This is a genomic window from Riemerella anatipestifer, from assembly GCF_035666175.1.
Taxonomy (GTDB): domain Bacteria; phylum Bacteroidota; class Bacteroidia; order Flavobacteriales; family Weeksellaceae; genus Riemerella; species Riemerella anatipestifer_D.
On sequence record NZ_CP142016.1, the window covers coordinates 1161195 to 1173835 of the forward strand.

General features: G+C 34.6%; 14 protein-coding genes. 10 read left to right on the forward strand and 4 right to left on the reverse strand.

Features of this window, described 5'->3' with window-relative positions; translation table 11 throughout:
* Position 1: 1 nt before the first annotated feature.
* On the forward strand, positions 2-856 hold the full coding sequence (locus tag VIX88_RS05750) for a hypothetical protein (protein ID WP_237190447.1): 855 nt from the start codon (positions 2-4) through the stop codon (positions 854-856).
* 84 nt (positions 857-940) lie between these two features.
* Here the strand turns inward: VIX88_RS05750 and secA are convergent, their stop codons facing one another.
* From secA to VIX88_RS05765, 3 genes are all read right to left on the reverse strand, one after another.
* Positions 941-4012 (reverse strand): preprotein translocase subunit SecA, encoded by a 3072-nt coding sequence (gene secA, locus VIX88_RS05755; RefSeq protein ID WP_064969934.1) that lies wholly within the window; start codon positions 4010-4012, stop codon positions 941-943.
* A 105-nt stretch (positions 4013-4117) separates the two neighbouring features.
* On the reverse strand, positions 4118-4339 hold the full coding sequence (locus VIX88_RS05760; RefSeq protein ID WP_002662059.1) for a DUF2795 domain-containing protein: 222 nt from the start codon (positions 4337-4339) through the stop codon (positions 4118-4120).
* 93 nt (positions 4340-4432) lie between these two features.
* Positions 4433-5464, reverse strand: coding sequence for a GDP-mannose 4,6-dehydratase (locus tag VIX88_RS05765; RefSeq protein ID WP_154469093.1), 1032 nt, complete (start codon positions 5462-5464; stop codon positions 4433-4435).
* A gap of 157 nt (positions 5465-5621) precedes the next feature.
* Between VIX88_RS05765 and VIX88_RS05770 the strand changes: the two genes are divergently transcribed.
* From VIX88_RS05770 to VIX88_RS05795, 6 genes are all read left to right on the forward strand, one after another.
* The gene (locus VIX88_RS05770) at positions 5622-6506 is read left to right on the forward strand and encodes an outer membrane protein assembly factor BamD (protein ID WP_222535087.1); all 885 of its coding nucleotides are present in this window, start codon (positions 5622-5624) and stop codon (positions 6504-6506) included.
* 79 nt (positions 6507-6585) lie between these two features.
* Positions 6586-6909, forward strand: a complete 324-nt coding sequence (locus tag VIX88_RS05775; protein WP_064970829.1) for a DNA-directed RNA polymerase subunit omega — start codon at positions 6586-6588, stop codon at positions 6907-6909.
* Positions 6910-7021: 112 nt separating this feature from the next.
* Complete coding sequence (gene coaBC / locus VIX88_RS05780; protein ID WP_064970827.1) at positions 7022-8224, forward strand: bifunctional phosphopantothenoylcysteine decarboxylase/phosphopantothenate--cysteine ligase CoaBC; 1203 nt, start codon at positions 7022-7024, stop codon at positions 8222-8224.
* A gap of 6 nt (positions 8225-8230) precedes the next feature.
* The gene (locus tag VIX88_RS05785) at positions 8231-8944 is read left to right on the forward strand and encodes a nucleotidyltransferase family protein (protein WP_222535086.1); all 714 of its coding nucleotides are present in this window, start codon (positions 8231-8233) and stop codon (positions 8942-8944) included.
* Positions 8941-9672, forward strand: coding sequence for a TIGR00730 family Rossman fold protein (locus VIX88_RS05790; RefSeq protein WP_154137624.1), 732 nt, complete (start codon positions 8941-8943; stop codon positions 9670-9672). The genes VIX88_RS05785 and VIX88_RS05790 overlap by 4 nt, the downstream gene beginning before the upstream one ends.
* A gap of 48 nt (positions 9673-9720) precedes the next feature.
* Complete coding sequence (locus VIX88_RS05795; RefSeq protein ID WP_079207390.1) at positions 9721-10194, forward strand: DUF6702 family protein; 474 nt, start codon at positions 9721-9723, stop codon at positions 10192-10194.
* Positions 10195-10253: 59 nt separating this feature from the next.
* Here the strand turns inward: VIX88_RS05795 and VIX88_RS05800 are convergent, their stop codons facing one another.
* Complete coding sequence (locus tag VIX88_RS05800) at positions 10254-10874, reverse strand: TetR/AcrR family transcriptional regulator (RefSeq protein WP_107046215.1); 621 nt, start codon at positions 10872-10874, stop codon at positions 10254-10256.
* 73 nt (positions 10875-10947) lie between these two features.
* On the opposite strand from VIX88_RS05800, the gene VIX88_RS05805 reads away from it, so the two are divergent.
* The 3 genes from VIX88_RS05805 to rnpA are packed head-to-tail and all read left to right on the forward strand — an operon-like array spanning position 10948 to position 12637.
* Entirely contained in the window at positions 10948-11574 is a 627-nt protein-coding gene (locus VIX88_RS05805) for a TatD family hydrolase (protein WP_214194151.1), read from the forward strand.
* Entirely contained in the window at positions 11571-12299 is a 729-nt protein-coding gene (locus VIX88_RS05810; RefSeq protein WP_154469087.1) for a tRNA threonylcarbamoyladenosine dehydratase, read from the forward strand. Before VIX88_RS05805 ends, VIX88_RS05810 begins: the two co-directional genes overlap by 4 nt.
* Complete coding sequence (gene rnpA / locus VIX88_RS05815) at positions 12296-12637, forward strand: ribonuclease P protein component (RefSeq protein ID WP_154469086.1); 342 nt, start codon at positions 12296-12298, stop codon at positions 12635-12637. Before VIX88_RS05810 ends, rnpA begins: the two co-directional genes overlap by 4 nt.
* Positions 12638-12641 lie beyond the last annotated feature (4 nt).

Below are 12641 nucleotides of genomic sequence, written 5' to 3' on the forward strand. Positions count from 1 at the left end.
TATGGTATTGATTTTTATCGTTAGTGTGATAAGTGTACAATCCTGTAATAGGGACGACTCTCCACTTGCACCAACCGACGAAACTACTGATAAAGGGCACGAAGAGTGGGCTAAAGTCACTTTTAAATTCACTAAAGGACATCTTCATGGTACAAATTTTCACGGAGACCCTATAAATCCTAAAACCAAATATTTCAAATCAGTACAAGAGATTTCTTATGAAATTAATGAAAAGGGGGATGTAGTCCCTAGTACCCAAGAACCCATTCGTTTTATACAAGGAAGCGAATATGGACTTGAGATAACTTATTATAATAAAAAAGGGGAAGTCGTTAATCAAGAATTTGTTTCTGAAAAAATGGCACCAATTCATCAACACTTTTTTATGATTAAAGATACAAAATCATTAGAAGGTAAACCTCTTAGTTTACAAACTCTAGATGTACTTAATTACACCTATAGAGACACTGTACCTTGGGATAAAATGATACGCTATGGAGGAGAATTAAGAGATACTAAAGATCCTATAGGATTAAAAGGCTATTTTTCTGTCAAGGAAAAATATATCAATTTTGCTCTAAACGTTGTCTTAGTTCATGTTATTAAAGGAAACAAACTAGATGACAATGGTAATCCTTATCCATTCCATAATCCTAGCAAAAGAATTTTAGGAGTACAAGACCTCAATTTGAATATACCCGTAAGAGTATACGCTGCACATCCTGAAGGTGATTATGAAATTGATGACCTTATCAACGATATTGCAAAAGAATTTAACATTAGTTACGAAGAAGCTGAAAAAGATTGGGATGAATCATTTGATGCACCTCATGACAGCAGCAAATATTGGCTATAAATCTTTTCTTCTTCAATAAAGCATGAACAAAACAAAATGGGACTACATATAATATGTAGTCCCATTTAAATAATACTAAATGCTCTATGCTGGTATCTCTCCCTTATAAAGGAAAGAAATAATTTCCTTATTGATTTTATCTACCATCTCACTAAACAAGTGGAAAGACTCTTGCTTATAAATCACCAATGGGTCTTTCTGCTCGTAAACTGCTCCTTGAGAAGAACGGCGTAAGTCGTCCATTTCTCTTAGATGAAGTTTCCAATTCTCATCAATAATAGATAAGCAAATGTTTTTCTCAAAATCGTTGATAAGGCTATCACACTGCGTTTCGTATGCTTCTTTAAGATCAGCGAGAATAGTCATTGTCTTAGTACCATCACTAAAAGGCACTTGTATCATCTTAAACATATTACCTTGGTTTTGGTACACATTTTCAATAATAGGGAACGACTTTTCTTTAAGCAAATTAAGTTTCATCTCATAATCTTCTTGAGCCTTTTTGAAAACAATATCGGTAAGTTCCTTAACTGTTTTATTTTTAAAATCCGCTTCGGATACAGGAGCTTCCATAGTAAAGTATTTAATAACTTCAAACTCAAAATCTTTGTAATCTCCGTGCATCTTGGTTTGATTAACAATAGAATGAGACACATCAAATATCATATTAGCAATATCATACTTTAAGTGGTCTCCAAAGAGTGCATTCTTTCTTCTCTTATAAATCACATCTCTCTGCTTATTCATTACATCATCGTACTCCAACAATCTTTTACGAATACCAAAGTTGTTTTCCTCCACTTTCTTCTGTGCCCTTTCAATAGACTTAGTAATCATGGAGTGCTGTATTACCTCGCCCTCTTTATGCCCTAGTCTATCCATCATTTTTGCAATTCTTTCTGAACCGAAAAGACGCATCAAATTGTCCTCTAACGATACATAGAACTGTGAACTACCTGGGTCTCCTTGTCTTCCTGCACGACCTCTCAACTGTCTGTCCACACGGCGAGAATCATGTCTTTCTGTACCAATAATAGCCAAACCTCCAGCATCTTTCACTTCTTTACTCAGCTTAATATCGGTACCACGACCCGCCATATTAGTTGCTATGGTTACAACACCAGCCCTTCCTGCTTCGGCAACAATCTCTGCCTCCTTTTTGTGAAGTTTAGCATTAAGCACTTGGTGCGGAATTTTTCTTAATTGTAATGCTTTAGAAAGTAGTTGCGAAATTTCTACCGAAGTCGTACCCACTAAAACAGGTCTTCCTGCCGAAGTTAATTTCTCCACTTCTTCTATTACAGCATTATATTTTTCACGATTGGTTTTATATACTAAATCGTGTTTATCATTTCTTTGTATCGGACGGTTGGTCGGAATCACCACCACATCTAATTTATAGATTTCCCAGAACTCGCCTGCCTCTGTTTCGGCAGTACCCGTCATACCCGCTAGCTTGTTGTACATACGGAAATAGTTCTGAAGAGTAATTGTAGCAAAAGTCTGAGTAGCCGCTTCTATCTTTACATTTTCTTTAGCTTCTATAGCTTGATGCAAACCGTCTGAATAACGGCGTCCTTCCATAATACGACCCGTTTGCTCATCTACAATCTTTACCTCACCATCCATCACCACATATTGGTCGTCTTTTTCAAAAAGGGTGTATGCCTTTAGAAGCTGGTTAAGCGTGTGTATCCTCTCTGATTTTACAGCAAAGTCTCTAAACAAGTCCTCTTTCTTAGCAAACTCTTCTTCTTTAGGTAAATTCTGTGCTTCTAATTCCGCCAATTCAGTTCCTATATCTTGTAGAACGAAGAAATTAGGGTCAGAGTTTCCTTGAGACATATACTCAACCCCTTTGTCTGTAAGGTCTATCTGATTATTTTTTTCATCAATCACGAAATAAAGGTCTTTATCTACCTTTGGCATTTCACGATTGTTATCTTGCATATATTGTGCTTCTACTTTCTGTAAAAGCGTTTTGTTACCTGTTTCTGAAAGGAACTTTATCAGTTGTCTATTTTTAGGTAAACCTCTGTACGCTTGTAAAAGTTTAAAGCCACCTTCTTTAGTATTTCCTTGAGTAATTAGTTTTTTTGCTTCGTGGAATATTGTAGAAACCGTTTTCTTCTGAACATCTACAATTCTATCTACAGAAGGCTTAAGAACATCAAACTCTTGTCTGTCTCCCTGAGGCACTGGACCTGATATAATCAAAGGCGTTCTAGCATCATCTATCAATACAGAGTCCACCTCATCTACGATAGCATAGTTAAGTTCACCCTGTACCATTTCGTTAGGTGAATTTACCATATTATCTCTTAGGTAATCAAAACCAAACTCATTATTAGTTCCGTAAGTAATGTTACATTGATAAGCCTTTCTTCTAGCATCAGAGTTAGGCTGATGATTATCAATACAATCTATACTAAGCCCGTGAAATTCGTACAATGGCCCCATCCAAGCGGAGTCTCTTCTCGCAAGGTAGTCATTCACCGTTACCACATGCACTCCTCTTCCTGGTAAGGCATTAAGGTAAATAGGTAGTGTACCTACTAAAGTTTTACCTTCCCCAGTAGCCATCTCTGCTATCTTACCGCCGTGTAAGACCACACCTCCTATAAACTGAACATCGTAATGAACCATGTCCCACTGCACCTTAGTCCCTGCGGCATCCCAATGATTTAGCCAAACCGCCTCATCACCTTCTAGCACAACGAAATCTTTAGTTGCAGCTAAAGCTCTATCTCTATCGTTAGCCTTTACTCTAATTTCTCCATTTTGAGCCCATCTTCGTGCCGTTTCTTTTAGTACAGCAAAGGCTTCAGGAAGAATATCTGTAAGTACTTTCTCTTCTATCTGATAGGCTTCTTTTTTAAGCTCTTCTATTTTGTTGAATAAAGCTTCTTTTTCATCAACATCTTTAGAGGTTTTAATTTTCTCCTTAAGTTCTTCTACTTGAGAGGTTATTTTAGAGGTTGCTTCTTTAATTTTATTCTGAAACTCTTCTGTTTTTTGTCTCAAACCATCGTCCGAAAGTTTTCCTACTTCTGGTTCAACAGCTTTTATTTTAGCAACTACTTTCTTTACCTCTTTAAGGTCTTTTTCATTTTTATTTCCGAGGAAACTTTTAAGGATTGTGTTTAAAAAACTCATAATCTAATTGTTCATTTTTTCAGCTATAATGCTGGTGCTTTTTGATAGTAACTAAAAAGGAAACTTACAGCCGTAATGCTGCAAGTTTCACAATTGTGTCTAATTTTAATATTCGTCTTCGTTCCAAAGGAAGTCTTCGTCCGTAGGATAATCGCTCCATACTTCCTCTATGCTCTCGTAGATTTCGCCTTCGTCTTCTATCGCCTGAAGGTTTTCTACTACTTCCATTGGAGCACCTGTTCTAATAGCGTAGTCTATAAGCTCCGCTTTTGTCATTGGCCAAGGGGCATCACTTAAATAAGATGCCAATTCTAATGTCCAGTACATAATATTCTATATTTTTTGCAAAAATAAAAAATAAAGTGAATTATTCTTTATCTTTAAAGTTATAATTAAAGGTTAATTTATAAATACTTGCGACTACTTTCTCAAAAACCATTCCACAAACTTTTTTATGCCATTTTGGAAGTTTGTAGTTGGTGCATAGCCTATTTTCTGTTGTGCCTTTCTAATATCTGCATTAGTTTTTTGTACATCTCCTGCCTGCATTGGTAATTTATTAAGAGTAGCCTTAACCCCTAGCTCTTCCTCTATAGTTGACAGCATTTTATGCAAAGAAACCACCTCACTTTCACCTAAGTTGAAAATTTCATAAACCCCTGTATTATCCTCTACATATTTTATGGATTTTATTATACCATCAATGATATCATCGATAAAAGTGTAGTCTCTAGCCGTATTGCCATCACCATAAAATGGTACTAACTCATTCTCTTTAATTATTTTGGCAAATTTATGTATTGCTAAATCAGGACGTTGCCTAGGACCATAGACCGTAAAAAACCTCAACTGAACCATATCCATACCATACAAATGGTGGTAAGTATGCCCCAAAATTTCCACACATTTTTTAGTAGCTGCATAAGGGGAAATTGGTCTATCCACATTGTCTTCTTCCGAAAATGGAATTTTCTCATTATTACCGTAAACACTAGAAGAAGAAGCTATTACAAACTTACAAACATCTAAATCTTTAGCCACTTCCCAAAGATTCATAGTACCTTTAATATTTACTTCTTGATACTCCAAAGGGCTTTCTATGGAAGGGCGAACACCTGCCAAAGCCGCCAAGTGAACCACCACGTCGGGACGATGATTTTTAAAGATTTTTTCCAGTCCTTCTTTATCTCTAATATCCTGATAATAAAATCTATAATTACCTTTATTAACCAAAGAAGCTAACTTTATTATATCCAAATTTTTATTTTCAAAGTCAAAATTTATTGTTACTCCTACGGATTCTAAAGTATTCTTTATTTTTATTTTATAGTCGTAGAAATCATCAAAATTATCAACATTGATGACAAAATGTCCGTTTTTCAATAAAGTTTCTACAAGATGAGAACCAATAAAACCGCTTCCTCCTGTAACAAGGTAAGTTTTCTTCTCCATTTATTCAATTTTAATTAAGTACAAAGGTACATAATTGCTGTATTTTATTGTCTAAAAAACTCTACAAATAGTCATTTTTATTGCCTTATGTTAAATTTTCATAAAAAGGAAAGATTTAGTAAAAAAGTTTTATTTTTGCAAACTATATAATTAAACAATGAAAAAATACATTCTCATACTCTCATTAGTCCTATTTTCTGTATCTTGTAACAGACAATACGACCTAGCAATGAAAAGTGCTGATAAAGATCTGATTCTGAAAACGGCTAATGAAATGTACACCAAAAAGAAATGGAAAGAAGCTCTAAGTTTATACGAAAGAGTTCAGAATCTAATTTCTGGTACAGATGAAGCTTCCGATATTTTATTCAAATCTGCCTACGCTAACTATTACGACAAGCAATACAGAATTGCAGGACATCAATTTAAAAAGTTTTCGGTAAATAGTGCTTTGGCTACCGACCCTAGAAAGGAAGAAGCCGCTTATATGTCTGCTATTTGCTACTACCAAGGCTCTATGGATTACAACCTAGACCAAAAAGATACAGAACTAGCAATAAACGAATTACAAAGCTTCTTAAATAACTACCCTAATTCCGAAAGAGCTAAGAACATCAACGAGCTTATTGATGAACTTTCTTACAAGCTAGAATTTAAGGCTTATGAAAATGCTCGTCAATACTACAAAATGCTAGAACTAAAATCAGCTATTATTAGTTTTGAAAATGTATTGGATGATTTCCCATCTACAAAACTTCGTCCAAAAATAGAAACTATGCTTATGGACGCAAAAGCTAAACTAGCCATAGATTCTAGGTTTAAACTTAAGAGAGAAAGATTAGAGCATGCCATAGCTTATACTTATCTCATGGAAAAAAATTATCCAAACACAGATATTTCTAAAACAGCTCTAGACCTTAGAAAAAAACTAAATACTGAATTAGATAACTTTTCTAAGTTAGAGAAACTTGTAGAACAAAAGAAAGAGGAACTAAAGGCTAAAGAAAAGGAGAGAGAAGAAAAAGAAAAAGCTACTAAATAAGGCTTACTCAAAAAACATTTTTTTTGTTATATATAATTATTTATCTTTGCAGACCTAAACAATAAAATACCCACCGAAAATGAGTGTAAAAGATTCTAAAGCAGAAGTAAACACTATTACTTATAATCGTGATAAAATAGAAGAAAAAGTAGGCTCTATCTATGAAGCTATAGTAATTATGGGTAAAAGAGCTGAGCAAATAAACGCAGAAATTCGCACAGAGCTTCACAATAAGTTAGATGAGTTTGCTGTACACAATGCTACTTTAGAAGAAGTTTTTGAAAACAGAGAACAAATAGAAATTTCTAAACTTTACGAAAAACTACCTAAACCTACCTCTATTGCTGTAAGAGAGTGGTTAGACGGTGAAGTTTATTTCAGAAAAAGAGAAGAAAAAGCTTAAAACCGTTTGCAATATACTAACGCTTCCCACAAAAGGAAGCGTTTTTTTATTTGCTTTTTTCTATATTGAAATAAAAAAACTATATTAGTCGCCCTATAAGTGAAAAGACACTATGATTTTGAACAATAAAAAAATCCTAATAGCCATTACAGGCGGAATAGCTGCCTACAAAATCAATTTATTAGTCAGAGATTTTGTTAAGGCTGGAGCTGATGTAAAGGTTATATTAACTCCCTCTGCTGAAAAGTTTGTTTCTAAATTGACTTTAGCCACTTTATCCAAGAATGAAGTTTTATCTGAACTTATTTCAGAAGACGAAGAATGGAACAACCATGTAGAACTAGGACTTTGGGCTGACGCTATGATTATTGCCCCATGTACAGCAAACACTTTAGCCAAGATGGTTCACGGAATTTGTGATAACCTTGTAATCGCTACTTACCTATCGGCTAAATGCCCTGTATTTATTGCTCCTGCAATGGATTTGGATATGTATCAACACCCTTCTACTAAAAGAAATTTAGATTTAGCAACTACATTTGGCAACCATATCATTCCTGCAGAAGAAGGCGAACTTGCAAGTGGTTTGGTTGGTATCGGTAGATTAGCTGAACCTTGCACTATTTTCAATCATATCCATGAGTATTTTAAGAGTCAAAACTCTACTTCAAAACTCAATCAAAAAAAAATACTCATCACGGCTGGACCAACCTACGAAGCTATAGACCCAGTGAGATTTATAGGCAATCATTCCTCTGGAAAAATGGGCTACGCTTTAGCCGAAACTGCCGCACAAAGAGGTGCAAAGGTTATTCTTATCTCTGGACCTTCCAACGAAATCGCACATCACCCTGATATAGAACTACACTCGGTAACTTCCGCAAAAGAAATGTACCAAGAAGTTTTTAAATACTATAATGATGTAGATATTGCCATTGCAAGTGCTGCCGTTGCCGATTATACTCCCAAAGTTGTGGCTTCCGAAAAAATAAAAAAACAAGAAGAGCAGTTTACCATAGAATTGGTTAAAAACCCTGATATTCTCAAAGCAATGGGGGAACAAAAAAAGCATCAAATTTTGGTAGGTTTTGCTTTAGAGACACAAAACGAAGAGGAAAATGCCAAGGGTAAACTAGAGAAAAAAAACTTAGATATGATTGTTCTCAACTCCCTTAAAGATAGCGGAGCAGGATTCAAAAAAAACACCAATAAAGTCAGCATTATTACTTCTAAATCAACCAACACATTTGATTTAAAATCAAAAAAAGAAGTAGCCAAAGACATTCTAGACTTTATAGAAAACCAGCTAATATAACCTTATATGAAAGCACTGATTTTTGCAGCAGGCAAAGGCACAAGGCTAAAACCCTTTACAGACCAACACCCTAAAGCTCTCGCTAAAGTGAATAATATTCCACTTTTGGAGCGAAATATTAAATATTTGCAATCATTTGGCATCAATGATTTTGTGATTAACATACATCATTTCGGAAATCAAATTTTAGATTTTCTCAAAGAAAACAATTATTTCGGTGCCAACATAGAAATTTCTGATGAAACCAATGAACTATTAGAAACAGGCGGTGGTATGATGTTTGCAAGACCTTTCTTAGAGAAAGAATCTCACTTCTTGGTGATGAATGCAGATATTCTAACCAATCTTGACATTGCAAAGTTTGTAGAGTTTCATTTATCATCAAACCAAATGGTAACTCTTGCCGTATCGGATAGAAAAAGTTCTAGAAAACTCCTTTTTGACCAAAATAAATTTTTATGTGGCTGGACTAACAAAAATACAGGAGAACTAAAACTATCCAAAACCAACGATACACTCAAAGAGTTGGCATTTAGTGGAATACATTGTATTTCCTCGGAGATTTTCTCAAGAATTAAACGAAAAGGCAAATTCTCTATTATTGATGAGTATTTAGACCTAATGAATGAAAAAGTAATTATAGGCTATGAGCATAATGCTCTACTAATAGACGTAGGCAAGCCTGAAGCCATAACAGAAGCAGAAAAATATTTTTTATGATAGACAATAATAGTAATAATAACGACTCTACCGACAACCGTATAAGTGATAGTTTCCGCCCGAAAACTTGGGACGAAAGCATCACCAAAGACAGTTGGATGGTATTTAAAGTAATGGCCGAACTCGTAAACGGCTACGAAAGTATGGTAAAATTAGGACCTTGTGTTTCTATATTTGGCTCTGCCAGACTAAAAGAAGACGACCCTTATTACCAAATGACCGTAGATATTGCGAAGAAAATAACAGAACTAGGGTTTGGAGTTATCACGGGTGGCGGACCTGGGATTATGGAAGCGGGGAATAGAGGTGCCTTTGAAGCAAAGGGTAAGTCTATTGGGCTAAACATTGAACTTCCTTTTGAGCAACACTTTAATCCTTACATCAGCAAAGATTACAACATGACTTTTGATTATTTCTTTGTAAGAAAGGTGATGTTTGTAAAATACTCACAAGGGTTCATCGTAATGCCTGGAGGTTTTGGAACACTAGACGAACTATCCGAAGCTCTTACCTTAATACAAACTCGAAAAATAGGAAGATTTCCTATCGTTTTAGTAGGTTCTAAATTTTGGAGCGGATTATTAGACTGGTTTAAAGATACACTACTTGAAAACAAGCTAATTTCTCCAGAAGATCTCAACCTGTTCCGTGTGGTAGATACTGCCGAAGAAGCTGTAGCACACATTAAAGCCTTTTATGAGAAATATGCCATTAGTGTCAATTTCTAGTATTGGCATAATTATTGAGATTATAGTACACAACAAAAAACAATTATAATGAAAAAGTTTTTAAACATATTAGGTATTTTCGCTTTAGTGAGTTTTGTAATGAGTTTCTTCCCTAGTGAATTTTACTCTACAATGACTAAAGTGGACTACATAGATGGTAGCAACACACTAAAGTTTACAACAAAACTAAACACTTCTCACATTAGTGATGTGATTAAAGTAGATGCAAGAACAGCTGCTTTTGAAGCTGAATTGAAAAAGTATATTAACTCTAAGGTTGCTGTTTCTATCAATGGTAAACCTCAAGCCATAACCTTTACAGGTAGCCAAGTAAGCGGCGAGAGCGTTTGGATTTACTATGAGGTAAATAATGTAGCTTCCATCAGTACAATTAAAATAAAGAATGCCATACTATTGGAAGCCTACCCTAAGCAACTTAACCTTGTTAATATATCCTACAAGGGTAATCAAAAGAACATGAATTTCTCTAGAGGAAACGATACTAGTGAAGTTTCTTTCTAAACCAAATTTCAAAATATTGTACAGTAAAAATCCCTATCTTGTTTAAGATAGGGATTTTTTTATTCTTCATAACCTAAAATTGCGTAAATCATCGTCTTAAGATGATGTTCCATTTTTTTCTCCAAAGCTGGCAAATAAGCCTCTCCTTTAGGTAAATAGCTTTTATAAAAAAACTGATTTCTAATCGCAAATAAGACTGTCCCAATAAGACTGGCTAATATCTCTTCTGACTTAGCTATCTTTTTGAATACTCCTATAGCAATACCTTTTTGTATTGCCTCCTCTAGCCTATGGGTACATAACTCATAAAAATCTTGTAAAAAAACGGCTAAATTAGAATTAAAACCAATCTCTTGAGTCGCAAATCCGTGAAAGTAATTGAATTTCAGCATCTGCTTTACAATAAAAGAGACCATTTCTGAAATCTGAACTTCTGGGCTTGCCTTAGCTATAGTTTGGGTAAAAAGGCTAAACATCTCTCGCGTCTTCTCTACCCTGTACTGATAAAGAGAGACCATCATTTTCTCCTTTGAACCAAAATAATAAGAAATCATTGCTATATTTACTCCTGCTTTCTTTGCTATTTCCCTAACGGACGCTCCATCAAAGCCCTTTGCTGCAATTAAATCCTCTGCAGCATTTAAGATATTGATTTGTTTTTGAGTAAAGTTTTGATTCATATATAAGTTAGTTTAACACAAAGTTAGAAAAAATATTAGATATACATACCCTTATTTTATTATCTTCGCTAGTATGTTTTTCAATTTTCATCACCATAACCCGACCGAATTTGGTATTTACAATCTTCCTAAAGAGAATTATTCACATCAAGATTATTTTTCTATAGGAATTCACCCAATGGATATTACATCTGATTATGAAAAAATATTGCAAAATATAAAAATAATCGCACAAAGTAAAAATTGTATCGCCATAGGAGAATGCGGATTAGATGCATTAGTTCCCATTAATGAACATTTACAAACCGAAGTTTTTAAACTTCATATAGAACTAGCAAAAACTCTAAAGAAGCCTCTAATTATCCATTGTGTAAAACGCCATAATGAAGTTGCTAGACTTTGTAAAAACCTTGATATTCCTGTCATTTTCCACGGGTTTAATAAGAATAAAAATATTGCAAATATGCTTTTAGAAAAAGGTTTTTATCTTTCTTTTGCCACAGCTCTTTTTAAAAATTTATCTTTGCAAAATGTTTTTATAGAAACTCCTTTAGAAAGGATATTTTTAGAAACCGACGACTCCTCTAATAATATAGAGCAAGTTTATATAAAAGCTGCAGAGCTTAAACAGCTTTCTGTACAAGAACTTAAAAGTAGGATTGAAAACAACATTCTAAATGTTTTAAAATTAAATTTATGACAAATAACTGGCTGGAAAGAACAGAACTTTTAATAAAACAAGACGGACTAAATAAACTACAAAACGCCAATATTTTGGTAATAGGATTGGGTGGCGTAGGCTCTTTTGCTGCAGAATTTTTGGCAAGAGCTGGCGTAGGAAAAATGACGATAATAGATGGCGATACGGTAGACATTACCAATATCAATAGACAACTTCCAGCATTACACTCTACTGTGAATCAATCCAAGGTAGAATTGGTTTATACGAGATTAAAAGACATCAATCCTAACTTAGACCTTACAGCCATCAATGAGTTTCTTACGCCTGAACGAATGGAGTCCATTCTTACCAAAGAAAAGTTTGACTATGTTTTGGACTGCATTGATAGCGTTTCCCCAAAACTATCTCTTATCTTAGCTGCTAAAAGAAATAAAATAAAAATAGTGAGTGCTATGGGAGCTGGTGGCAAAACCGACCCTTCCAAAGTAATGGTGAGAGATATTAGTAAAACCAACAACTGTTTTTTAGCCAAGCAAATACGAAAAAGACTTCGCAAAGAGAAAATCAATAAGGGTGTCAAATGTGTATTCTCCACCGAATTACAAAAAGAAGACAGCCTTAAAATGACCGATGGGTCTAATTTCAAAAAATCTTTTTACGGCACCATTAGTTTTATGCCTGCATTATTTGGTCTCCACGCAGCAGCTGAAGTTATCAATTATCTTACTAAAAAAGACGTATGAGCTATACCTACCCTAAATCTGAAAGATTAAAGTCTAAAAAAGATATTACCTCTCTTTTTGAGAAAGGAAAATGGCTGACTTGTGGCAACATTAGACTCATCTTTGCTGATGCAGAGGCAAGTAAAATCGGGGTTTCTGTATCCAAACGCTATTTCAAAAAAGCTACCGACAGAAACAGAGTGAAAAGACTCCTGAGAGAATGCTATCGCCTAAACAAAGAGTTATTTCATCAAAAATTTGGAGCTACACCTCACGCTATGATATTTTGGGTATCTGCAGAAATGCCTAAAAAATATCAGTTGGTAGAAGAAGATTTTATAAAACTTTGCAAAAAGTAATACT

Bases quoted from the DNA above. Each gene is read 5' to 3' on its own strand.
- rnpA (WP_154469086.1), top strand. From the start codon at position 12,296: ATGAGCTATACCTACCCTAAATCTGAAAGATTAAAGTCTAAAAAAGAT.
- VIX88_RS05790 (WP_154137624.1), top strand. From the start codon at position 8,941: ATGATAGACAATAATAGTAATAATAACGACTCTACCGACAACCGTATA.
- coaBC (WP_064970827.1), top strand. From the start codon at position 7,022: ATGATTTTGAACAATAAAAAAATCCTAATAGCCATTACAGGCGGAATA.
- VIX88_RS05750 (WP_237190447.1), top strand. From the start codon at position 2: ATGGTATTGATTTTTATCGTTAGTGTGATAAGTGTACAATCCTGTAAT.
- VIX88_RS05765 (WP_154469093.1), bottom strand. From the start codon at position 5,464: ATGGAGAAGAAAACTTACCTTGTTACAGGAGGAAGCGGTTTTATTGGT.
- VIX88_RS05785 (WP_222535086.1), top strand. From the start codon at position 8,231: ATGAAAGCACTGATTTTTGCAGCAGGCAAAGGCACAAGGCTAAAACCC.
- VIX88_RS05770 (WP_222535087.1), top strand. From the start codon at position 5,622: ATGAAAAAATACATTCTCATACTCTCATTAGTCCTATTTTCTGTATCT.
- VIX88_RS05795 (WP_079207390.1), top strand. From the start codon at position 9,721: ATGAAAAAGTTTTTAAACATATTAGGTATTTTCGCTTTAGTGAGTTTT.
- VIX88_RS05775 (WP_064970829.1), top strand. From the start codon at position 6,586: ATGAGTGTAAAAGATTCTAAAGCAGAAGTAAACACTATTACTTATAAT.
- VIX88_RS05805 (WP_214194151.1), top strand. From the start codon at position 10,948: ATGTTTTTCAATTTTCATCACCATAACCCGACCGAATTTGGTATTTAC.
- secA (WP_064969934.1), bottom strand. From the start codon at position 4,012: ATGAGTTTTTTAAACACAATCCTTAAAAGTTTCCTCGGAAATAAAAAT.
- VIX88_RS05800 (WP_107046215.1), bottom strand. From the start codon at position 10,874: ATGAATCAAAACTTTACTCAAAAACAAATCAATATCTTAAATGCTGCA.
- VIX88_RS05810 (WP_154469087.1), top strand. From the start codon at position 11,571: ATGACAAATAACTGGCTGGAAAGAACAGAACTTTTAATAAAACAAGAC.
- VIX88_RS05760 (WP_002662059.1), bottom strand. From the start codon at position 4,339: ATGTACTGGACATTAGAATTGGCATCTTATTTAAGTGATGCCCCTTGG.